This is a genomic window from Streptomyces sp. NPDC031445, assembly GCF_055581365.1.
This window is the reverse complement of record NZ_JBVIJO010000014.1, coordinates 287,635-309,827: the sequence shown is the minus strand read 5'-3', so window position 1 is coordinate 309,827 and position 22,193 is coordinate 287,635. Positions and strand designations below refer to the sequence as shown.

The following is a 22,193-nucleotide window of genomic DNA, read 5'->3' as shown; positions in this document are numbered from 1 at the left end:
GTGGGGCGGCACCGGACCCGGTCCGGCGTCGCCCGACGGCACGGGATGCCACGGACGGCCGGGACGACCACGACATCGCGCGGCCCGGTCCGGCCGGCAAGACGGCGCGGGAGACGGGCCGCCCCTCCCGTCGACGGCCCGGATGGAAGCCTGATGCGGCTGCCTTCGCCGGGTGGGGGGGGCGGACGATCCTCGTGCACACGAACAACGCCGACCCGATCCGGAGGACACGCCCGAGCAGCGTTCCCCGGAGGAGCGGCATGGAAGCGGCAATGGACGGCCTTGAGGTCCAGGTGTGGAGCCGTGATGACGACAACCCTCACCACCGGCGCCGACGGTTTCGTCGAGACGTTGCGGGCCCACTCGCGGCGATACCACGATCAGCACCCGTTCCACGTCCGGATGAACGCCGGCCGGCTGAGCCGTCGGCAGATCCGGGGCTGGGTGGCCAACCGCTTCTACTACCAGGAGAACATCCCCCGCAAGGACGCCGCGATCCTTTCCAACTGCCCCGACGTGGAGGTTCGCCGCCGCTGGATCCGACGGATCGTCGAGCACGACGGCACCGCCGCGGGGGAGGGCGGCATCGAGGCGTGGCTGCGCCTGGCCGAGGCCGCCGGGCTGACCCGTGAGGAGGTCCGGGACCACCGGCACCTGGTACCGGGGGTGCGGTTCGCCGTCGACGCCTACGTGCACTTCGCCCGGACCCGCCCGTGGGTGGAGGCGGTGGCGTCCTCGCTCACCGAGCTGTTCGCGCCTGACCTGATGGCGGCGCGGCTGGCCGCGTTCGAGCGGTGGTATCCGTGGATCGCCCCCGAGGGCCTCGCCTACTTCCGCGCCCGCCTGGAGCAGGCCCCCCGCGACTGCGAGCACGCCCTGGAGGTGGTCACCGCGCACTGCCTCTCCGCCGAGTCCCAGGCGCGCGCCGTCGACGCGCTGTCGTTCAAGTGCGATGTCCTGTGGAGCCTCATGGACGCCATCGACCAGGCCTACCCGGAGTGACCACCATGGACCCGACCCGTACCGAAGCGACCCGCGGCAGCGGCACGACCCGGCCCGGCGCCGGGGTGTCCGGCATGGACCGGCCCCGGCTGGCCGCCCATGTCCGGCTCACCTTCTGCCGGACCAGGCAGCGCAAGGTCCTGCTGCACCCCGAGACGGTCGTGGTGCTGAACGGCAGCGGCGCGGCCATCCTGGAGCTGTGCGACGGGCGGCACACCGTGGCCGAGATCGTGGCCGAACTGGGCGCGCGCTATCAGACCGTCCCCGAGGACGACGTCCGGCGGTTCCTGGCCCGGCTCGTCGCCCGGCGCTGGGTGGAGCTCACCGATGGATAGCCCCTTCGGGCTGCTCGCCGAGCTGACCTACCGCTGCCCGCTGGCCTGCCCCTACTGCTCCAACCCGCTGAACCTGGCCGGCTACCGGGACGAGCTGACCACCGACGAGTGGCTGCGGGTGCTGACCGAGGCCGAGGACCTGGGGGTCTTGCAGTGCCACCTGTCCGGCGGGGAACCGCTGCTGCGGCGCGACCTGGTGGACCTCGTGACGCACGCCCATGCCCTGGGCCTCTACACCAACCTCATCACCAGCGCGCTCGGGTTCTCGCGTCCGAGGGCCGAGCAGTTGCGGGCCGCCGGTCTGGATCACGTCCAGATCAGCATCCAGGCCGACGAACCGGCCGTGTCCGACCGGATCGCCGGGATCCCGTCCTTCCGGCGCAAGATCGAGGCGATGGGTGTGGTCAAGGAGCTGGGCTGGCCGCTCACGGTGAACGTGGTGCTGCACCGGCACAACATCGACCGCGTCGCCGACGTGCTCGCTCTGGCCGAGGAGGTGGGCGCGGACCGGGTGGAGCTGGCCAACACCCAGTACTACGGCTGGGCCTGGCGGAACCGTGCCGCGCTGCTGCCGAGCCGGGCCCAGCTCGAAGCGGCCGAGGCCGTCGTACGGGCCGCCGGCGAGCGGTTGCGGGACCATATGGACATCATCTATGTCATCCCGGACTACTACAGCCGCTATCCGAAGCCCTGCATGGGCGGTTGGGCCTCCCGGCAGCTGACCGTGACCCCGAACGGCGACGTCCTGCCCTGCCCGGCCGCCCAGTCCCTGCCGTTGCCGCGGGCCAGTGTGCGGGAGGACCCGCTGGGGCGGATCTGGGCCGAGGCCCCCGTGATGACCGCGTTCCGCGGGACCGACTGGATGCCGGAACCCTGCCGGAGCTGCCCCCGGCGTGAGGTGGACTTCGGCGGGTGCCGCTGCCAGGCGTTCCTGCTCACCGGCGACGCCGCCCGCACCGACCCGGTCTGTTACCTGTCGCCCGACCACGACCTGGTCGCCCGGGCGGTCGAGGACGCCAACGCCGACTCGCGGGACGACGACCTTCCGCTGGTCCCCCGCCCGCACCGATAGGGTCTGCCGCCAGTCGCCCGGTGACGGCCTTCCGCTGCTCCTCCCAGGCCGGCCCTGCGAGCCGAGGAGCGGGTCAGTCGCCGAACCACAACGGCAGCGTCGCGGCGGCGATGATCAGGGCGACCCCGCTCATCAGGTCCGAGCGGATCCGGATGAGACGTGCCGTGGCCCGCCCGAGTTGCAGCCCGACCAGTGACAACACCGCCGTCATGCCACCGAAGACGGCGGCCGAGAACCACGGTGAGAACCCGAGCACCCCCAGGCTCGCCCCGGCGAGCAAGTTGTCCAGGCTCAGCGTCAACGGGATGCCGAACAACGCCCACGGGTGGTCCAGCTCGTCCGGCTCAGGATTGCGGAGGGACGAGATGACGAGGTAGAGACCGTACCCGCCGAGCGCGGCCGCGCCCAGCACACCGGCGAGGTTTCCGACGGACTCCGCGATCCGGTGACCGATCGATATCCCGACCAGGGGCATGATCGCGTCCCACAGCCCGAAGGTCAGCGCCACCTGCACCGCGCGCTTCAAACCGAACGGGACCGTGCCGAGCGCGATCGATACTCGGAGATTGTCGAGACTGAGCAAGAAACCCAGGCCAATTGTTTCCCAGATCATGGCGACGCGGCTGCCCGATGACGGCCGGCGTCGACGGAATCGACTCTGCCGGGACCAACATTCCCCATAATTCTAAAGAATATCTCAGACGGTGCGCGAAATAAACCTGGGAAAGCCGATATCCGGATGATTCTCACTGAGCGCCAATGCCATCCCACACGCTATGGGGCGCGACCTTGCCGCCGGCCTCGGCTGCCGCGTCACTCACCGCCTTGCTCGACGTCCAGATGGATCGGCCCCCGGAGAACGGGGCTGGGTCGGTACGGCGGCGGATCGACGACCAGCCTGGGGTGGTCGAGTCGGCGCACCAGCTCGGTCAGCGCGATCTGGGTTTCCCGCCGGGCCAGCGCGGCGCCGAAACAGGAGTGGATGCCGCTGCCGAATCCAAGGTGCTGGTTGTCACGCCGATCCGGGTCGAATCGGTCGGGATCGTGGAAGCGCTTCGGATCGCGGCTGCCAGAGGCCAGCATGAGCATGATCTGCGAGCCTTCGGGGATGACGGTGTCGGCTACGGCGATGTCGCTGTAGGCCGCCCGCCAGGGAATGATGTGCACGGGTGGCTCGTAGCGCAGTAGTTCCTCGACCAGTGGTACGACGAGGTCGGGTTGGTGACGCAGCCGTTGCAGCACCTGAGGGTGGCGCAGCAGCGTCAGCATGCCGTTGGTGATGAGGTTGACGATCGTCTCGTGGCCGGCGATGAGCAGCAGTTTGGCGGTGGCGGCGATTTCTTCGTCGGTCATCCGGCCGTCGGGCCCGTCATCGTTGGCCATCCGGGCCAGCAGACCGTCGCCGGGCCGGCCGTGCCGCTGTTCCACCAGCCCGCCGAGGTGCCGGCGCAGGTCCTTGCGCGCCCGTACGCCCTTGTCCAGCCTTTCCCTCGGGTCGGTCTCGGGGTCGTAGTCGACCGAGTTCATGATGTCGCTCACCCAGAGGTGGAACCGCGGTTCGTCCTCACGGGGAACGCCGAGCAGGTGGCAGGTCACGGTCACGGGCAACGGGCAGGCGAAATCGTCGACGACGTCGATCCGCTCCTTGCCCGCGAAATCGTCGATCAGGCTGTCGACGGTGGCGGTCAGGTCGCTTTCCATTCCGGCCACCAGCCCAGGTGTGTGCGGGGGGCCGAAGTCGCGCATCGCGATACGCCGCAGGCGATCGTGCTCGGGCGGGTCCTTCTTGATGAACGCCGTCGTGACGCCTTCCTCGAGTGCGGGCATCGGACGCGACAGATTGCGCACGTCGGAGCTCAGGCGCGGGTCATGCAGCAGGTCGGTGATCTCGCGATAGGTGCTGATGACGTAGCTGCCGTCCTCCTGCACCGCCACCGGGGCCTCGCGCAACTCGGTGTACAGCGGGTACGGGTCGGCCCGGGCGGAGTAGTCGAAGATCCGTCGCAAGATGCCGGGCGTCTCGGTCGTGGTCATCCCGCCCTGCCTTTCACCGATGCTGGTGTACGGCCGTTACGCGGTGCTCACCCGGGTCCGGCCGGTGACGACCGCGGTGGCGCCCTGAGCGAGCAGGCCGGGGCCGGGGAGGCCGACGGGTACCGGTCGTGCGTCCGTCGGCTGGTCCGGCGTCGGACAGCGCGGCGGGAAAGGCGCGGCCACCTCGATCAACCGCCGGTAGTGGTGCAGCCACTTGGCGTTGTCGAAGCTCACGGCAGCCGTGACGCGGCCCCGATAGCCGTACGCGGCGACGAAACGGTGGTCGTCCACCGATCCCTGGGTGACGACCACCTCGTCGGCGAAGGTCGGCACGCCGACGGACTTGATGTTGACGCCGAACTGGATCGACCAGAACACCGGGATCGAAAGATACGGCCGGCGGTCCGCCTCGGCGCTGACCATGTTGTGTGCCGCGACCTCGGCCTGCTCCACGGCGTTGGCCCAGTGCTCCAGCGAGATGAGCCGGTGTTCGTAGAGGGGGTGCGGGCAACGTGCCACGTCTCCCGCGGCGAAGACGTCGTCGGCAGCTCGGCCACTGACATCGAGGGCGCGGCAACCCGTGTCGCAGGCGACTCCCCACACGCCCACCGCCAGGCCCGACCCTCGTAGCCACTCGGTGTTGCGGATGCTCCCGAGTGCCACTACCGCCACATCGGCGTCGACCGTACTGCCGTCGTCCAAGTGAGCACGGCGGAACCGCCCCCGCGCGTCGCCCTCAAGCCGGGTGACCTCGACACCGCACCGCAGGTCGACGCCATGAGTGCGCTGCAAGTCCGCCGCGACCTCACCGATCACGGCACCCAGCGCCCCGGCCAACGGGGCCCCCGCGAGTTCGGCGACCGTCACCGGCAGTTCCCGCTCTCGGCAGACGGAGGCGATCTCGGAGCCGGTGAATCCTGCCCCGATGATCAGAACGCGGGACGGCCTGGCGGCGAGGGCTCGACGCAGGCTCTCGGCATGCTCGCGCGTACGCACCACGAACACCCTGTCCAGAGCCGCCTCGGACTCGACGAACCACGGCCGGGCCCGCACCCCGGTAGCGATCAGTACCCGGTCGAAGGGAACGTCGCGTCCGTCGGCGAGTCGTACGCGGTTCGTCGCGAGGTCCAGCCCACTGGCGGGCACGCCCAGCAGCCACTCCGCATCGACGTCGCGACGGCGGGGCAACGTGGTGCCCCCGGCCGGCACCCACCCGGTCAGTACCTGCTTGGACAGGGGAGGCCGGTCGTAGGGCTCGCCCAGCTCGTCACCGATCATGGTCAACGACCCTGTGAAACCCTCGGCGCGCAGGGCCTCCGCAGCCCGCAGTCCCGCCAGTGACGCCCCGACGACCACGATGCGGCCATCGCGCTTGAACTTCCGCGGAGTGCCGGCACTGATCACGGCGCCGACGCCTCCACCGGTGCGTTCCGTCCTTGCAGCCGGTCGACCGGAATCGCTTGGACCGGACAGGCCGCCGTGGCGCGCAGCACAAGGTCGCGCTGGGCGTCGTCGAGGTTCGGGTCGTACATCAGCGCCTCCTCACCGTGCATCCGGAACGCCTCCGGGGCCAGGAAGACGCACTGTGCGTACCCGTCGCATCGGGAAAGATCAACGACAACTCTCATCCCGGCATCGAAAACATCTACAAAGCTCATGTTAGGTCTCAAAACACGCAAAGCGAGGGCGGCCTGCCGGCTGATGTCGAAGCACGGACCGTTGCGGCCGGCGAACATACGGCTGATCGGCGCAGCCTGCCCGCGTCCCAGCCGCCGGGCTCCAGACCCCCCGTACCTCGGCCCGCCCGCGGGCATGTCCGCCGTGGGCAGCACCGAGGCGAACGGGCCTGCCTTCAGCACCTGCCACCGAACGACCCTCTTCTATGTGGGCGTGCCTCGGTCGACGTCCAGGCCGGCCGGGACGGGGATCGGCGTGGCGCGGCTCGGTGGAGAGGTGGAAGGACCGGCTCGCGGCCCACGGCGGGCGCCCCCGCCGCGCGGTCAGCGGCGCGTTCGGTGATCGATTTCACGAAGGTGCCGATCTTGAGCGTGAGACGGTCGCCACGGTTCACTGCCCTGCTCTTCCCCGCCACGGCTGCTTGTGACATCCCCTGCACGGCTGCCCAGTCGGCAGGAACGGCACATGTGACGGCAAAGATCCCACGGAACATCAACACCGCAATCGCCGCCGCAACCATGTCCCAACACCTACATCCCGAGTAGCCACCGCCACACCGGGCATCCAGAACCTCCGCGAGGGCGTCACCGAGACCCGCGCCAACGGCAGGCTCGGCGAGGTCGATGGACTCCAGGTCGGCTTCGACGCTGCGATGGCCAGGCTCAACAGCCTCAAGCGATCTCCCACCGATGGCCGGCCGCAGCTGGTCGACCTTGGCATGCCGGTCTTCACCGACCATGCACCCTCACCCCGGCAGGGGCCGGGAGGACGCGGACAACCGGCCCTGATCCTCTCAGTGAGCGAGTTCGGCCTGGCGAAGGCCGAGGAACACCGCCGGGGTCGCCCACCCGCGCAACGTGGCGTGAATCGCCGATCGGAATGCGACCTCGGCCGTGGCGGCGTCGAGAGCCCCGGCCAGTTCGAGAGTCACCAGGCCGTGCAGGGTGGCCCAGATGGACAAGGCGATCGACGTTGCCTCGCCGACGTCGGACACCACATGTGGAACGGCCTCGACGACAACGACAACCGAGCCGTCGCCGTCATCACCGCGTTCCTTCAGGACAAGCCGGCACCCCTGCCGAACTACCCGACCCGCGACGAGATCCCTGCCTTCCTGCGCGACCACGAATGAAGACGGTTCAGCCGTAATCGGCAACGGCCTCTTCAGTCCGGAAAAGGCCGCCGCCCGTCGACCTCGGCCAGACCCGGAGGGCCGTCTGCTCCGAAGCATGCGGCAGCGGAGGGGATGCCCCCGCCGGGTGGTGTGCGCTGTCACCGTCTGGTCAGCGCGCTTGACGTACCTCGGCGTGCCGGTCCGCCGGGCGCCGGCCCCGGCAGAACCTGCGTGAGACTCGGTAAGGTTCCTCGGGCATGACCGTAGAGGCAACGGCGGTCGAGTCGGACCGGGAACCTTCCACCGGCCGGCTGTGGGGGCGGGCTCCTCCGCGTACGGCCTGGTGATCACAGCCGGTCGGTGCTGATGGGCAGGCCCAACAGGTGGCGGCCCGTGGTCTCGAAGGTGTCGGCGTTCACCTGGATGTGGGCGGTCACGGTGTGGGCGTCGCGGAACCTGCGCTGCAGCGGCGAGTCCTCGTAGATCGCCGCGCCGCCGCCGAGGCCGTACATCGCCGCCGTCACCTCTGCGGCGGTGCCGGCCGCGTGGCTGGCGGCGAGCCGCAGGGCCACCCGCAGGTCGGTGGAGACCGGCTCGGGTCGCTGGGCCGCTTCCCATGCCTCGGCCACCGACTGGAAGTACAGCAGGCGGGCGGCCCGCAGCGCGGCCTCGGCCTTGGCCACCGCGGTCTGTGCGGAACCCCGTTCGGCGAGCGTCTTGCGCGAGCCGGACGGACGGCGGACGGCGGCCAGGGCCACGAGGTCGTCGATGGCTCCCCGGGCGTTGCCGAGCGCGGCCGCGGCGACCGACAGGGCGAAGAAGCCGAAGAGGGGAAAGCGGTGGAGCGCGGCGGCGTCGGCGGGCGGCCCGTCGATCACCGAGCCCATGCGGTGGCCGGGTACGAACACGTCGGTGGCCACGACGTCGTGACTGCCGGTGCCACGCAGGCCGCTGGTGCGCCAGGTGTCCAGGATCTTCAGTTCCTGGGTGGGCATGGCCACCACGCGCAGGACGGCGGCCGATCCGTCCGGTGCGTCCGGGTCGGCGAGGACACAGCCGGCCATCAGCCAGTCGGCGTGGGACACTCCGCTGCAAAAGGCCCAGCGACCGGAGACCCGTACACCGCCGTCCACCGGGTGTGCCGTCGCGGTGGGTGCCCACACGCCCGCGGCCACCGAGCGTGGGTCGCCGAAGACCTCGGCGGCGCCGTCGGCGGGCAGGTAGGCGCTGAGCAGGCTGGTGGTGGCCGAGATGGCGGTGCACCACCCCGCCGAGGCGTCGGCCCGGGCGATCGTCTCCACGGCTCCGAGTACCTGGTCCGGCGGCAGTTCGGGGCCGCCGAGGGACGCCGGCACCCCGGCCCGCATCAGCCCGCTGTCGACCAGCGCGGCGACGAGTTCCTCCGGGAGCGACCGGTGTTGCTCGGTGGTGGGAGCGAGGGAGCCGGCGAGGTCCGCGCAGCGCCGTACGGCGGAGTCAAGCAACTGATGCATCGTCAAGCTCCAATGTAGGCAGGTGTCTTGTAAGCAGGTGTCACGTCTTCGGGAAACATATCCGGGATCTGCCGACGTCCCTGGTGGCGGCGGCCTGCGTTCTGCGTCACGAAGGGCCAGGTGTTCCTCGCCACCGATCAGCAGCTTGAAACACGCACCCGGCCCGGGTCCGGCGCCTCGGCCCACCGCAGGGGCTCGTCCGCGCGCTCGGATCGGTGAGCCTGCACAGTTCGACTACCTGTCGCCCGAGGCGAACTGGCGCGGATGGCTGTGCTGCCAATCCCCACGTGAGGTGTACGGTCCGCGGGCCCCGGATGGTTCGCTCCCGGTCCGCGATGCCGGCTCACTTCCACTCAGGTATGCCGCACAGCCACTGAACAGCTGCCCGGTCTCGCCCTCGGCAGCACCAGTACCACACAGCCGATCCGCCGCAGCGGTGCCTTCGCCGGCGGGCGCGCAGAGGCGAACGGCGCCGCACTCGGCGGGACGACTCGCGTCGCGACATCACCGGCCGTCGCCGGGACCGCGAAGGCGCAGACGGCGCTTGCTCGTCGGCGGCCCGGTCTCAACCGATCGACTGACCGGACCCCCGCTGATCCGTCCTTTCGGCTGATCAACCGGGCGGCGTCCGCCGAGATCATGGGGGCATGCCCGGCCCTGGCCGGCCCGAGGACCGGCCAGGGCAACCCCGCCTCCGCGCTCACCGCAGGCCGACGACCCACCCGCTGCGCAACGCACCCGCCGCGCCCCTTCCGCATCCTTCCGCAGGCTTCGGTCACGGGAGCGGAGCGGGCGAACCGAACGAAGCGAACGCCCTTTCTCCCCAGGCGCAAGCGACAAGACGAAAGGACAGCACCTTCATCGCCATGATCATCACCGGGAAGCTGACCCGCACGCTGCTGGCACTCACCTCAGCCCTGTCCGTCGCGTCCGGCGCGCCCGCCGCGGCGGCAGGCCCGCATCACGCGGCGGCAGCCGCTGCCTCCACGGAACACTCATCGCTGTCCTGGAAACCATGCCGCACCCTCATCCACGAATGGGACCCCGACGACGGACGTACCGAGTGCGCCACCGTCACGGTCCCGCTGGACTACGCCCACCCCCAGGGCCGGAAGATCCACCTCATGATCAGCCGGATCAAGGCCGCCTCCCCGAAGAAGCGGCGTGGAGTCCTCGTGATCAATCCCGGCGGACCGGGAAACCCCGGACTGGACATGCCGGCGATCCTGGGCAAGACCTCCGTTGCCGGAATCGGCGTCGACCACGACCTCATCGGGTTCGATCCGCGCGGAGTCGGGTTCAGCGAAGGCAAGGTGTGCGACCCGAGTGCGCAGGACGGTCCGGACCCCGACCCGAAGGCGACTCCCGCGGAACAGTTCCGCCAGGGCTATCAGAAGACCGCCAGATACAACGCGCGATGCGTCGGGTACGACCCCGCGTTCATCACCGGCCTGTCGACCAACGTGGTGGCCATGGATCTCGACCGTATCCGGACAGCCCTCGGCGAGAAGAAGATCAGCTTCTACGGCATCTCGTGGGGCACCGCCCTCGGTGCGGTCTACCGCAGCCGCTACGACGGCCACGTCGACCGCGTGCTGCTGGACTCCGTCATGCCCCCCGTCTTCAGCATGAAGGCCATGAACGGCGGCCCCGTCCTTGCCGCTGAGGCCAACTTCTCGCGCTTCGCGAGATGGATCGCTGCGCGAGACAGCCGGTTCCACGTGGGCACGACCCCGAAAGCCGTGACGGACAACGTGGTGAAGCTGGCGCGGCACCTGGACGAGCACCCGCCAACCGTCCACCTGCCCGATGGCCGCACCGTGGCATACGGCGGCGGACGGCTGCGGACGATCATGACCTACCAGCGCGGACGCTGGCCGGCCATGGCGGCGAGCATCGCGGCACTGCGGGACGGTGGAACCCCACCGCTGTCGGGTGAAGAAGGCGACGCACAAGGCGTCAGGAACAGCGCCGGCCTGCACGATTCCCCCACCAGCGGGTTGCTGATGCAGATCTCCGTGCTGTGCAACGACCAGGGGCCGGACCCCGACGAGCGGACCATGTGGCAGCAGGAGCAGCGAAACCGCGAGTCCTCACCCCTGTTCAGCTGGATGGCCGGCTACGAGCACTGGTGCGCAGGCTGGCCACTGGCCGCCCAGCCATGGCACCTGAAGCGGGGCGCCAGCGCGCTGCAACTGGTCGGGCACCACTATGAGACCGTCACTCCTCACCGCTGGGCACAGGGGATGCAGCGACGCATCGGCGGTGCTCTGCTCACCGTCGAGGACGGCGTACACGGCTCGCTGAACCAGATCTCGTGCGGCGGTAAAGCGGTCGAGTTCTTCAGCACCGGCCGCGTCACCAACGGTTCCTGCCCCGGAGTCCCGGGGCAGTAGGTGCTGGACGGGAGTTTCCCGGCCGCCCTCACGTGCGCCCTCCGCGCCCGCCGCGCTCGCCGCCACACCGGCAGCACTTGCAGATCACGGAGTTGCCCACGACCGCCGCGCCGGACCTGGCCGAGAAGGCCGAGGCCCTGGCGAACACCGCGTGCGCGCTAGGTGTATTGATCACGAGCGTTGTTGACAGTCGCCAGCTGCACATGACCGGGCCCTCGTCGGACAGGTCCAGCGACCGCTCCAACCCGGGGAGGATCTCCAGCAACGGAGCATCCGCCACGCCGATGAGGACAGGAGAGAACTCCGGGCGTCGCCGGGCGTCGTGGAAGCCGGCATCAGGGATCGATCAGGGTGCTATCGGGGGCGATCCCTGATTCGTCGCACCGCGACTGTGCGGAACGGTCGTGGACATGACTTTCAAGCCTCCTTCCTCCCAGGCCGGGACCACGACGACAGCGAGCCGACGCAGGCGGGTGCCGATGGCAGCGCTCGCCTGCACGGTCCTCGGCGCGGTGGCGCTGGGCACGGCCGTCCCGGCGGTCGCGGCGCCCGCCGCGCGGCCTGCCGCCGCGGCCGACTGCACCGGCAACACCACCCGCAACACCACCAGCGACCGGTTGCCGAAGCTGGATCCGCAGGCGTTGCAGCAGGCCCTGTCGAGCGCGCCCGACCGCGTCACGGGCGTGCTGGCACGAGTGAGCGGGCCGGACGGCCACTGGACCGGGACGTACGGCACCGCCGACATCACGACCGGTGCGCCGGTGCCGGTCGACGGCCGGTTCCGTCTCGGCAGCGTCACCAAGACCTTCATCGCCACCGTGATGCTGCAACTGGCCGCCGAGCACCGCGTCGACCTCGACCAGCCCGTCCAGCACTACCTGCCGGACGTCCTGCCCGACAGCTACCCGCCGATCCCCGTCCGCACCCTGCTCAACTTCACCAGCGGCCTGCCCGAACTGACCCAGGACGACCTGCCCACCACCCCGGACGGTATCGTCGCGCACCGCTTCGACGACCACCCGCTCGCCGAACTCGTCGCCAAGGCCGTCCGGCACGAGCGCCCCTTCACCGAGCCCGGTCGCATGCAGGTCTACGGAGCCACCGGCTACTACGTCGCCGCCATGCTCGTCCAGCACCTCACCGGACACACCTACCAGCAGGAGATCACCACCCGGATCCTGCGACCGCTGCACCTGCGCGACACCACCGCTCCACAGACCGACACCACGATCCCCGGCCCCCACTCCCACGGCTACATCGCCGTACCTCGACCGGACGGCGGACCGCAGCTGGTCGACATCACCGAACAGAATCCCGGCGCCGGCGGCATGATCTCCACCGCCGCTGACCTCGACCGTTTCCTGACCGCACTCTTCCGGGGACAACTGCTGCCCCCGGCCGAGCAAGCGGAATTGTTCGACGTCCCCGACGTCCCCTACCTCGGCGGCACCGCCCACGACCCGGGACAGGGCCACGCCTACTACGCTGCCGGCCTGATGCGCGTGGCCCTGCCCAACGGGGTGACCGTGTGGGGGAAGACCGGCACCACCTTCGGCTACACCAACGGCATGTTCACCACCCGCGACCTGCGCCGCCGCCTGGTGTACTCCTTCAACCCGACCACCGGTGGCGGCAACGACCTCGCCCTGGTCACCCGGATCCTGTCCTCCGCCTTCGCCCCGTGAGCGTCACACCTCACGGCTGACGCGCTGGTCCGACAGGATCGACCGAACACGGCCCTGGTCGGCAGAGGGGGCAGGCGGTGGTTCGGTGATCATGGAGGCGCGACGCTCGATCCGACGAGCGTCTTGAGGACACGCGGAAGATGGACGTACAGACGCTCGACTACGACCTCGCGGCCGCGGTCCCGCACTTCGCGGGCCAGGAGTTCGGTAAGACCGTCGGCACGTAACCGGATCAAGACCCTCCGAGCCGAATCATCGATGGGCCTGGCAGACGGCCACAGGCGGCGATCTGCGCTTCCCGGAGGCACTCGGGAAGCGACTGCTCGGGTCGGGCCTCATCGAACGCTGCCTCGCCGGCTTCGCCCGGCTGGTCCGGTCGAACGGAGTCCCGCACCAGGTCGCGGTGAGCATCCGCCATCGCCGCGCGGGGGCATCGAGGAGACCGCCGTCGCGCGCGCCGGCCGGGAGAGGGTGACGCTCACCGCGGACCTGGAGGTGATGCCGGTGATCACTCAAGAGACTGGCAGATATATTTCGTAGCTCGATATATGCTTGATGCATGACCAGACGGAACCCGCCCTTGACGGAACCGCAGTACTTCATCCTTGCCGCGCTCATGGATGGTCCGTTGCACGGTTACGGCATCATCAAGGCCGCCGAGCAGGCCACCGACGGACGGCTCCGGATCGCTGTCGGCACGCTCTACGGCGCGCTGGAGCGGATGGAGCGGGCCGGGCTGGTGGCCGCCGGCGACGAGGAGATCGTGGACGGGCGAGCGCGGCGCTACTACCGGCTCACCGAGGACGGCACCGAGGCACTCGGCCGGGAGGCGCTCAGGATGCAGCAGGCGGCGGCCGTCGTCATCGGACGCTCACGGAACACCGGGGCGGCCCCGGCATGAACCGTCTGCTGCTTGCGGCCTATCCCGAGCCCTACCGTTCCCGGCAGGGCAAGGAGGTGCTGGCCTGCCTGGCCGAGGCGTATCCCGGCCGCTCCTGGCCCCCGCCGCGGGAAGTTGCCGCCTTGGTGCGCGCCGGGGTGCAGGCCCGCGCCCGTGCCGTCGTGGACGACACGGCCCGGCCGTGGTGGCTGGACGGCATCCATCTGGCCGCACTGGCCCTCGCCGCGCTGGCGCTGGTTCCCTACTTGCAGGATGTGTGGCACTGGGCACTGCACATCGACCCCGGACAGCACGCCATCGCCTTCCACTTCTCCGGCTGGTACCCGTGGGCCGGAGGTCCCACGCGGATACGGCTGCTGCCCTACGGGCTGCTCCCGCTGGGCTGCCTGATCGCTCTGCTGCGCGGCAGGGCGTGGATCGCGCTGCCGGCCGCGGCAGCCATGATCTGGGCCGGCGCCACGACCCACGGCCGCACCCTCTTCGGCGACGAGGGCAAGGCAGGCTTGAGCTACTACGGGTTGGGCGCCCCGATAACGGCCCGTGACCTGGCGCTCTCGGGGACACTGTGCGCCGCGTGCGCCGTGCTGGCGCTCTGCCGACCCAGCCGTCTGCGACGCCGCTCGTACGGCTGGCTGGCCCCCGTCGTGCTCGCCATGTTCGTGGCCGGGGGCCTGCACATCATCTCCGTCAGTCCCACTTTTCAGCGCGGTCTGTTCGTCCTCGAGGCCGCCGCGCTGCTCGGCGCGTGGGCGGCGACGGCCGCCACCGGCGACCGCCGGTGGCTGATTCCCGTCGCGGCGGTCGCGATCGTCCGCACGCAGGCGATCGTCGCCCAGCCGGACGCGTTCATGCAGTCCTTTCCGGACCTGGTCGTCCTCATCCTGCTGATCGCACCTCTCCCCGCCCTGGCGATCGCCGCCCAGCGCCGGCAGGGGCAGGCACTCGCCGAATAGGAGCGGGCCCCCGGTGGGCCGGCCGGGCCCGGCGGCCCACGTCGTACCGCAAGACGTGCGTGACCGAACCCCCCAACGGAAGAAACAGAGCGATGACTCAGCACGATTCTCCGTCCCCGCCCGCGCACCGTCCGGGGGCCTCAAGGCAGGCCCCCGAGGCCACCGACGCCCCCGGCCCGTCGCGTACGACACGGCCGTGGATGCCGGCTCTGCTCTACACCCTGGGGTTCTTGACGGTCTACCTGCTCGCGATCTGCACCCCGTGGGGGCAACGAGCTGAGAACGCCCTGTTCGGTCTCGGTACACAGGGTGGCGAAGCAGCATGGCTCTACCCCCTGTCAGGAGCGGCCTACGGCTCGACGCCCCTGCCGCCGCTGGAGTTGAGTGCCAAGCCCACCCTGATGGTGGGCCTGGCCGTCATCGCGGTCCTCACCCTGGTGCGGCGGTGCTGGCGGCCAGGGTGGGCGGCGCTCGGGATCGTCATTCTCACGACCGGAGGCAAGGAGGTGCTCAAATCGACCCTGCCCCGCCCCGACCTGGTGGGCGCACCCGAGAGTCTCCTTGATCAGGGGTTCCCCAGCGGGCACACGGCCATCCCCGCCGCGCTGACCCTCGCCGCCGTCCTCGTGGTCTCCCCCCGCATCCGCCCCTACGTCGCCACGGCCGGTGTGCTGTGGCTCGCCTGCATCGCCGCCTACAGCGCGACCAACGGCGGCCACCGGCCCAGCGAAGTGCTGGGGGCCACGCTCTTGGCCTGTGCCTGTCACGGCCTCGCAACCTGGCTACTGCCGCCAGCCGCCGCACCGGGCGCCACGCGGAGCCCCCGAGCGCTGCCCGTCATCACCCTGACGCTGGCACTGGCCATCGCCCTCGTTTCCGGCGCACGGAACGACACCCTCACCAGGTCGCTGGTCTCCGCGGCGACGGGCTTCATATGTGCGGCCCTGGTCTGGTACGCCGCAGCCGGGCGGCCCGCACGCCGCACGCCGCACACGCCCCGCACCGGGCTGGCCACCCGGCCGGGTCCGGGCGGGAACCGGCGCATCCTGGCAAAGCGGCTGTCCGACGTCACCGCCCAGTCGTAGAAGCCGTCGACGCCTGGCGGGGATGCGCTCCCGCCCGACGTGACCTCCCATAGTCCGGTCAACACCTCGATGCCGGCCTCCCGCACAGCCGATGGCGATGTGGCGGGGCCGGCGGGCAGGGTCGCGTGGTCAGCGGGATGGGCGAGCAGCTCCCGGGCGCCGGGGGTGTTGAGGACGACGTCCTGGACGCGGGGGTCGAGGCCGTCGAGGTCGAGGATGTCGCGGGCGGCGGCCGGGTCGCGGAGCCGGTCGCGGACGTTGTCGATCCGTTCGGCGGCACCGGTTCCACGCTGTAGAGCCAGGCCCGGGTCGGATGGATGCACGGCAGGTCGGGCCCGTAAGCGGCCACCTTGCAGCGCAGCATCGCGACCGGGCCGTGCCCGCCGGGGCTCAGTCCGCGCTCGCGTGACTGACGCCGGATGACCAGGACGCGGACGAACACGCACGCGTCATCCTCGGCAGGTTGAGCGCGCGGCAGACCTCGGCCAGGTCGATGCGCGGCGTCTCGGTGGAATCGGCCGTCCTCGCCCGGTAGAAAGTCACCCCCGTGCGTCGCAGCGAGTCTGTGGACCAGCTCGGAGCCGGGGGCGCCGCCCCTGGGGCCGGCGACCGCGGTCGATCCAGCGCTCCTGGCCGATCGGCTGGGTGCGGCGCCGGGCGTTGGCCTCGGGGTGATGAGGGCTTCCGTCCAGCCGGGTCCGCCCTGGCGGCCGGGCTGGACGGCGGCGTCCGCGAGGGTGACGTCGCCGCGGGCACACCGAATGCGGCTCCGACGATCTCGGGGGAGAGGCCGGTGATCGGCCGCCGGGTCTCCGAGGCGCGCAGCGACAGGGTGAGGTCGTGGCGCATGGCGGTGTGCCGGGTGGCCTTGACGACGTGGGTGCGGGCGGGCGTCCCGGCGCGCTCCCACAGCATCCCCGCCTCGGGGTGAGCTGGTCCGTCTGTTCAGCTCCTCGTCGGGTGGTGGCGCGCTGTTCGGCCTGCGCTCGGCCTATCCGATGGCGGTCGTGCGGTTGCGTTCCCACGGTCGCCGGTCTGGCTGTGCGCACGACCCCCGTAACGTCCCGGTAAGTGCATGGCCACAGCAGGGGTGCGTGAGGTGTGAGAAAGGGGGAACCGTCCACGGCGTGCGGCGCGTATGCCCCTTATTCCTCGGAAGTAACTCTTAATTTGTGTGCTTGCGGGGTTGAAGTAAGGGCATCCGGTGGCCAGGAGGTTGATAACGATGGTTCCCCTGCTTCTCGTTCTTCTGCTGGCTCTGATCCTCTTCGGCGCGGGCTTCGCCCTGAAGGCACTGTGGTGGATCGCGGTGATCGTGCTCATCGTGTGGCTGCTCGGCTTCGTCGTCCGCTCCGCGGACAGTGGCGGCCGCAAGGGCCGCTGGTACCGCTGGTAGACGAAAGACGCCCGGCGCGAGGAGCGCGCCGCGCACGAGCAATGAGTGGGCCCGGCCGATACGGCCGGGCCCACTGGCATGGAAGAGAAGCTTCCTTGCGACCGTTGGGAGGGATCGGGCTTATCGGACGCGCCGCAGGGTACGTGAGTCATGCACCGGCCCCGCGGACTCAGCAGTGGAACCCTGCTCCTCCTGTCTGCGGGGCCGGTGCGTATCGGGCTTGCCTATGGTTCGGCCGGGCCACGGAGTTCGGCCCCGGTGACCATGTCGACAGACAACACGCGCTCCATCCCCGACCGGCGCCCACATCAGCCAATCGCGCACGGTGTCCGGACCGGTGGTCGACGGGCACAGCATCCAAGGGACGAACAGTCGGCGGGCGGCGAACACGGGCGGTCAGGGTCGCCGGTCCTCACCCGGTGCTCGGGGTCCCCTTTCCCGGCCCGGGAGTGGCGGTCAGCGCCTTGCGTACCAAGGTTCGATAGGCGCTGATCTCGGGAGCCCGGTCGGTTACGACGCGGCGCACTTCTCTGCCGATGAGTGATCGTGCCACGCGGGAACGCCCCACCGTGCGATCGCATGCGGCGTCGATGATCGATTGGGAGATCTCCCGATGTCGCAGCCGCTCGACGTCGGTGCGGGACATCGTCTGCAGTCCGCTCGCCGCGCGAGCGATCCGGTTTCTCGCGTCATCGGGGGACTTGAAGCGAAGTCCGTGCGAGGCCATGCAGTCGCGCCAGGGCTTCTCGGTGGCTGCGAGTTCGCGCGCTGCTCGCACACGATTGTCAACCTCTGCAGGCAGATTCAACACGATCGTGTCGGCGACCAGCCACTTCCTGAGGTCGCCAAAAAGCCGCTTGTCCGCCAGGGCTGTGCAGCCGTCGGTGTAGACGAAGGTGACCTCCCCGGTGGACAAGCGGGCGTCGAGACGGTGCGCCGGAGTACCGAAGAGAGCCTCCGAGTAGCGCTCCTGACGCCGGCGGGACAAAGACGCGGTGTAGACCGCGTTGGGGTCGGCCGGCTTCGATGTACGTAGGGTGGTGATGCCATAACCGAACCTACGGTGGAGTGGTATGTCATCGCCGTGGGCAAGCGCCCGCGTCACCGCGGCGTCGCTCTCCGCCGGATGCCAGGCCACCGGGCGGTACGGCCATCCGCGCTGGGCCAGCGCGTCGAACCACGGGGTGTCCACCCCGGTATACGCCGACCCACGCCACAGTCCCAGCGCCTCCTCCCACACAGAGGCCGCTCTCTCCGGGTCGGACATCGCGCGCGCCTGGTCGGCCAGGCCGCGGAACCGATGGACATCCACCGATCCGGCCGACACCGTCAGCCGGTAGCCACCCTGGTCCCGCACGATGTCCGCCTCGACTCCGGACAGCACCTGCCGCAGCCGGGACACATACCCGTACAGAGCTTGCCGGCCACGATCCGGTGCATCCGCGCCCCACACCCGATCCGCCAGGACATCTGCCGGTACCGCACCGTCGGCGTCGGCGAGTAACGCCCCCAAAACCCACCGCTGCCGCGCATGACCCACATCCACGGGCACCCCATCCGCCCACACCGCGATGGCGCCCAGGACCCCGAACCGAACCGCCACACCCACCTTCGTCATGGTTACGTCACTCTGATTACCCGCCGCCGACCGTGGGGTACAGCCCGATTCCAGACTTCCCGAAGGTTTCCCGAAGACCGCCCTGTCACGGTGAAGACGCAACACCCGCACGAATCCCAACAGCTCCGCAACGGGCCGAGCCCGGTCGGCTGTTGGGTGAACGCCGGGGGCTGAGCGTGGGCCGGCGATGGGCTCGCCGGCTTCGCACGGAAAGCAACAAGTGCCGTTCACCGAGAGAAAGGGAAACAGCCATGCGTCTACGCAGGAACCTGGCCGCTGCGGCGGCTGCGACAGCGGTCATCAGTGGGGTGTTCGTCGCCTCGTCCCCCGCCGCCTATGCCGCCGGCGGAACCGCCCCCGCGTGCATCGCGCGCTTCGTGTCAGGCACTCAGGATGGTTTCCTGGTCGGCCTTACGAACAACTGCGGCAAGACCATGCGTGTGCAGGTGATCGTCAGTTACGCCCCCGACAGCCCGTGCTACACCTTGGGCCCGGGGGCGCATCAGTCCTACTACTACGAGGGAATCCTCGGCCTGTACGACAGGACGGCTGTCTGCTGAGCTGGACTGTGTCGGGATCGTGAAGTCTCGCGGTGCGGCAGCATGGTCAACGGGCATGTCCGCATAGTTCCGATGAACGACGCAGTTGTCGAGGTGCCCGTTGTCCCTCCGTACACGTTCCGGTGAGCAGGTGCCGTCTCTGACTGCGCGGATCGCGCGGGCGAGCAACCCGGGCGGCACGACGGCGATGTGGGTGAGAGACCGACTGGACGGGCTGTGGCATGACGAGGACTTCGCTGACTGGTACCCGCGTGACAGGCGGCCGGGTCTCTCGCCTGCTCAACTGGCCACCGTCTGAGCCGCGATCCCGGCTCGGCCTGTCGGGACCCAGGGAGGGTCGGGAGCACGCCGGCCTGGCTCACGCAGACGGCCTCCGAACGAACGGCCCCGTCCTTCAAGGCGCGTTCGGCGAGGAGGCCAGGCAGACACCGGTCGACGATGTCCACCTCGCCACGCACGTCGAGGTGGACGCCGCGTGGCCGGTGCTCTGAGCGTCCGGTGCCGGGCCGGGTCAGATCAGTCCGGCCCGGTAGACGAGCAGGGCGATCTGGACACGATTGTTCAGGTCGAGCTTGGTCAGCACATGCGAGACGTGGGCCTTGACCGTCGGGATGCTCAGGTAGAGCTCCGCGGCGATCTGCGCGTTGGTCTTCCCCTCGGCGACGGCGAGCGCGACCTCGCGTTCGCGGGCCCCGAGCCGTTCGAGCAGGGCCCGCGCGTCCCCGGTGCCGGCACCGCCGGGAACGGGCGCCGCCTGCGCGGCGGGGGGCGGGCGGTGAGCGGCGCCGTCGGCGGCGGGCGGGTCGGCCACGGTGTCGAGGAGCTGACGCAGCGCGCTCGGGGAGAACACCGGCTCACCGGCCGCGGCCCGGCGCAGCGCGGTGACGAGGTCCTGCGGCAGGGTGTGCTTCAGCAGGAAACCGCTTGCCCCCGCCTGGAGGGCGCGCAGCACGTATCCGTCCGAGGCGAACGTGGTCAGCATGATGATCTCGGGCGGCTCCGCACGGGCGCGCAGCACACGGGTCGCCTCCAGGCCGTCCATCATCGGCATGCGGATGTCCATCAGGACGAGGTCCGGGTGGTGGAGGCCGACCAGGTCCGGCAGCTCGGTGCCGTCGGACGCCTCACCGACGACCGCGATGTCCTCGGCGGCTCCCAGCATCATGCGCAGCCCTGCGCGGACCAGGGGGTCGTCGTCGGCCAGCAGTACGCGGATCATGACGCACACGGTACGGGGCTCACGCCGCCCACGGCAGCCAGGCCCGTACCCGGTACCGGCCGTCCGTCCGGTCGTGGGTGAAGTCGCCCCCGGCGAGGACGGCGCGTTCGGACATGCCGATCAGCCCCTGACGCGCACCGGGCACCGGTGCGGCGGGCGCGGCGGCGGGCAGGCCGTTGGTGACTTCGAGGGTGAGTCCGTCGTCCGGCGTGCCGGTCAGGCGGAGACGGACGGGCTCGCCTGGGGCGTGTTTACGGGCGTTGGTGAGCGCCTCCTGGGCGATGCGGTAGACGGTGCGGCTGGTGAAGTCGCTCAGCGCGTCCTCGTCGGCGAGATCCCGCTCGACCTCGACGCGCACCCCCGCCGCCCGGTTCTCGTCGACCAGCCGGGGCAGGTCCCTCAGCGTGGGCTGAGGCGGTTCGGCGCGGGCGGCGGCCGGATCGAAGGGGGAGCGCAGGACGCCGAGGACGTGCTGCAGGTCCTCCAGGGCCCGCCCGGCGTTGTCCCGGATCACCGCGGCCGCCTGCTGCACCTGTTCGGCCGGTGCGTGCGGGTGGAACTCCAGGGCGCCCGCGTGGACGCTCAGCAGTGACAGACGGTGAGCGAGCACGTCGTGCATCTCGCGGGCGATGGCCTCGCGTTCCCGGTGGCGTGCCTGCTCCGCGCGCAGAGCGGCCTCGTTCTCCGCGCGTTCCGCGCGCTCCCGCAGGCCCCGTACGAACAGGCCCCAGCCCACCGCGCCGACCACGAGCAGCGCCCCGGTCAGCGCCGAGGCCACCTGCGCGGTCGCGCCGTTCCAGCGCGTCGCGAGGTAGACCACGACCGGGAGCAGCGCCACGGCCGTCACCCTGCGGGTCGTGCCGATCGGGCAGCGGGCCGCCATGGTGAACAGGGCGATCACCAGGGACGGAACGACCGGCGCGACGGTGCAGACCACCAGCAGGGTCAGGGAGACGGTCACAGGCCGGGAACGCCGCCACCACAGCAACAGGCACGCCGCCAGGGGGACGAGGGGCTGGGCCATGACCGTCCAGAAGGGCAGGACCGTCACACCCGTGGACAACTGCGGGTACAACTCCAGGCCTCTGTTGCCGGCGGCGACGGTGCTGACCGTCAGCGCCCCGGCCGCCGCCACGACCGCGAGGTCACGTACGGCGGCGTGCCGGCCCTCTCCGGATTCTCTCTGGCTCACACCTCCGCAACATACGGCGCCCGCGCTCGGGAGCGCCAACCCCGCGGGCCTCGTCGCCCGAGGTCGCTACCTAGGTATGGGCGGATGTCCCCACCGCTACTTTGGTCACCCGCCGATCGCAGACTTTCCGCCGAAGCCGGCGTGCCCGCCTCGCCCATAGCGTCGGCGCCATGAACCGAATCCTCGAAAAGGGCGCCGTCCTTCCGGTCCGGCAGCCCGCACGACTCGTCGCCGGCGTTCTCGGTGCGGTCATCCTGCTGCTGGGTGCCGTACCGCTGGCCGGGCGCTTCCTCGCCCATCTGCAGACGTGGGCCCTCGCGGTGCCCGTTCCGGGCCTGTCGCACCTGCTGGTCGCCGCCGCCGGCACGGCGGTGCTGTGCCTCGCGCTGCGCCGCTCCAGGACCACTGACACCCACTCGGACTCGTAAGGGGACTGACCCGCCCCGATCGCGCCGTCTGGC

21 protein-coding genes are annotated in these 22,193 nt (G+C 70.5%); 13 read left to right on the top strand and 8 right to left on the bottom strand.

Annotated elements, in window-relative coordinates; translation table 11 throughout:
* The first annotated feature begins 306 nt into the window (after positions 1–306).
* Genes pqqC through pqqE form a run of 3 tightly spaced genes read left to right on the top strand, consistent with a single transcriptional unit; the run spans position 307 to position 2,409 of the window.
* Complete coding sequence (gene pqqC / locus ACZ5DC_RS32470) at positions 307–1,002, top strand: pyrroloquinoline-quinone synthase PqqC (protein WP_468658632.1); 696 nt, start codon at positions 307–309, stop codon at positions 1,000–1,002.
* 5 nt (positions 1,003–1,007) lie between these two features.
* On the top strand, positions 1,008–1,337 hold the full coding sequence (gene pqqD / locus ACZ5DC_RS32465; protein WP_468658630.1) for a pyrroloquinoline quinone biosynthesis peptide chaperone PqqD: 330 nt from the start codon (positions 1,008–1,010) through the stop codon (positions 1,335–1,337).
* The gene (gene pqqE / locus ACZ5DC_RS32460; protein ID WP_468658628.1) at positions 1,330–2,409 is read left to right on the top strand and encodes a pyrroloquinoline quinone biosynthesis protein PqqE; all 1,080 of its coding nucleotides are present in this window, start codon (positions 1,330–1,332) and stop codon (positions 2,407–2,409) included. Before pqqD ends, pqqE begins: the two co-directional genes overlap by 8 nt.
* A 73-nt stretch (positions 2,410–2,482) precedes the next feature.
* Here pqqE and ACZ5DC_RS32455 read toward each other — a convergent pair whose 3' ends face one another.
* The 4 genes from ACZ5DC_RS32455 to ACZ5DC_RS32440 all read right to left on the bottom strand — a co-directional run bounded on the left by ACZ5DC_RS32455 (position 2,483) and on the right by ACZ5DC_RS32440 (position 6,071).
* Positions 2,483–3,022, bottom strand: a complete 540-nt coding sequence (locus ACZ5DC_RS32455) for a manganese efflux pump MntP (protein ID WP_468658626.1) — start codon at positions 3,020–3,022, stop codon at positions 2,483–2,485.
* Between the two features lie 200 nt (positions 3,023–3,222).
* Entirely contained in the window at positions 3,223–4,443 is a 1,221-nt protein-coding gene (locus ACZ5DC_RS32450) for a cytochrome P450 (RefSeq protein ID WP_468658624.1), read from the bottom strand.
* A gap of 36 nt (positions 4,444–4,479) precedes the next feature.
* Positions 4,480–5,847 carry an NAD(P)/FAD-dependent oxidoreductase gene (locus tag ACZ5DC_RS32445; RefSeq protein WP_468658622.1) on the bottom strand — a complete coding sequence of 456 codons (1,368 nt, stop codon included), beginning with the start codon at positions 5,845–5,847 and terminating at the stop codon, positions 4,480–4,482.
* Complete coding sequence (locus ACZ5DC_RS32440) at positions 5,844–6,071, bottom strand: ferredoxin (RefSeq protein WP_468658692.1); 228 nt, start codon at positions 6,069–6,071, stop codon at positions 5,844–5,846. Before ACZ5DC_RS32440 ends, ACZ5DC_RS32445 begins: the two co-directional genes overlap by 4 nt.
* Before the next feature lie 701 nt (positions 6,072–6,772).
* On the opposite strand from ACZ5DC_RS32440, the gene ACZ5DC_RS32435 reads away from it, so the two are divergent.
* Positions 6,773–7,252 carry a hypothetical protein gene (locus ACZ5DC_RS32435; RefSeq protein WP_468658620.1) on the top strand — a complete coding sequence of 160 codons (480 nt, stop codon included), beginning with the start codon at positions 6,773–6,775 and terminating at the stop codon, positions 7,250–7,252.
* 329 nt (positions 7,253–7,581) lie between these two features.
* Here ACZ5DC_RS32435 and ACZ5DC_RS32430 read toward each other — a convergent pair whose 3' ends face one another.
* Positions 7,582–8,727, bottom strand: coding sequence for an acyl-CoA dehydrogenase family protein (locus ACZ5DC_RS32430; protein ID WP_468658618.1), 1,146 nt, complete (start codon positions 8,725–8,727; stop codon positions 7,582–7,584).
* A 647-nt stretch (positions 8,728–9,374) separates the two neighbouring features.
* Between ACZ5DC_RS32430 and ACZ5DC_RS32425 the strand changes: the two genes are divergently transcribed.
* From ACZ5DC_RS32425 to ACZ5DC_RS32395, 7 genes are all read left to right on the top strand, one after another.
* A complete protein-coding gene (locus ACZ5DC_RS32425) occupies positions 9,375–11,123 on the top strand; it encodes an alpha/beta fold hydrolase (RefSeq protein WP_468658616.1) in 1,749 nt (582 codons plus the stop codon).
* A gap of 410 nt (positions 11,124–11,533) precedes the next feature.
* The gene (locus tag ACZ5DC_RS32420; RefSeq protein ID WP_468658614.1) at positions 11,534–12,808 is read left to right on the top strand and encodes a serine hydrolase domain-containing protein; all 1,275 of its coding nucleotides are present in this window, start codon (positions 11,534–11,536) and stop codon (positions 12,806–12,808) included.
* A gap of 559 nt (positions 12,809–13,367) precedes the next feature.
* On the top strand, positions 13,368–13,709 hold the full coding sequence (locus tag ACZ5DC_RS32415; RefSeq protein ID WP_468658612.1) for a PadR family transcriptional regulator: 342 nt from the start codon (positions 13,368–13,370) through the stop codon (positions 13,707–13,709).
* Positions 13,706–14,662: a hypothetical protein gene (locus tag ACZ5DC_RS32410; protein ID WP_468658610.1), complete on the top strand. Its 957-nt coding sequence runs from the start codon at positions 13,706–13,708 to the stop codon at positions 14,660–14,662. The genes ACZ5DC_RS32415 and ACZ5DC_RS32410 overlap by 4 nt, the downstream gene beginning before the upstream one ends.
* Before the next feature lie 92 nt (positions 14,663–14,754).
* On the top strand, positions 14,755–15,747 hold the full coding sequence (locus ACZ5DC_RS32405) for a phosphatase PAP2 family protein (protein ID WP_468658608.1): 993 nt from the start codon (positions 14,755–14,757) through the stop codon (positions 15,745–15,747).
* 137 nt (positions 15,748–15,884) lie between these two features.
* Positions 15,885–16,043, top strand: a complete 159-nt coding sequence (locus tag ACZ5DC_RS32400; RefSeq protein ID WP_468658606.1) for a hypothetical protein — start codon at positions 15,885–15,887, stop codon at positions 16,041–16,043.
* 929 nt (positions 16,044–16,972) lie between these two features.
* Entirely contained in the window at positions 16,973–17,143 is a 171-nt protein-coding gene (locus ACZ5DC_RS32395; protein ID WP_037661814.1) for a DUF5670 family protein, read from the top strand.
* Between the two features lie 412 nt (positions 17,144–17,555).
* On the opposite strand, the gene ACZ5DC_RS32390 is transcribed toward ACZ5DC_RS32395, so the two are convergent.
* Complete coding sequence (locus ACZ5DC_RS32390; RefSeq protein ID WP_468658604.1) at positions 17,556–18,761, bottom strand: AfsR/SARP family transcriptional regulator; 1,206 nt, start codon at positions 18,759–18,761, stop codon at positions 17,556–17,558.
* 251 nt (positions 18,762–19,012) lie between these two features.
* On the opposite strand from ACZ5DC_RS32390, the gene ACZ5DC_RS32385 reads away from it, so the two are divergent.
* A complete protein-coding gene (locus ACZ5DC_RS32385) occupies positions 19,013–19,321 on the top strand; it encodes a beta-Ig-H3/fasciclin (protein WP_468658602.1) in 309 nt (102 codons plus the stop codon).
* A gap of 511 nt (positions 19,322–19,832) precedes the next feature.
* Here the strand turns inward: ACZ5DC_RS32385 and ACZ5DC_RS32380 are convergent.
* Both ACZ5DC_RS32380 and ACZ5DC_RS32375 read right to left on the bottom strand, forming a co-directional pair.
* A complete protein-coding gene (locus ACZ5DC_RS32380) occupies positions 19,833–20,540 on the bottom strand; it encodes a response regulator (protein ID WP_468658600.1) in 708 nt (235 codons plus the stop codon).
* A gap of 19 nt (positions 20,541–20,559) precedes the next feature.
* Positions 20,560–21,732: a sensor histidine kinase gene (locus ACZ5DC_RS32375; RefSeq protein ID WP_468658598.1), complete on the bottom strand. Its 1,173-nt coding sequence runs from the start codon at positions 21,730–21,732 to the stop codon at positions 20,560–20,562.
* A gap of 170 nt (positions 21,733–21,902) precedes the next feature.
* Between ACZ5DC_RS32375 and ACZ5DC_RS32370 the strand changes: the two genes are divergently transcribed.
* Positions 21,903–22,160: a hypothetical protein gene (locus tag ACZ5DC_RS32370; protein ID WP_468658596.1), complete on the top strand. Its 258-nt coding sequence runs from the start codon at positions 21,903–21,905 to the stop codon at positions 22,158–22,160.
* Positions 22,161–22,193: the final 33 nt, after the last annotated feature.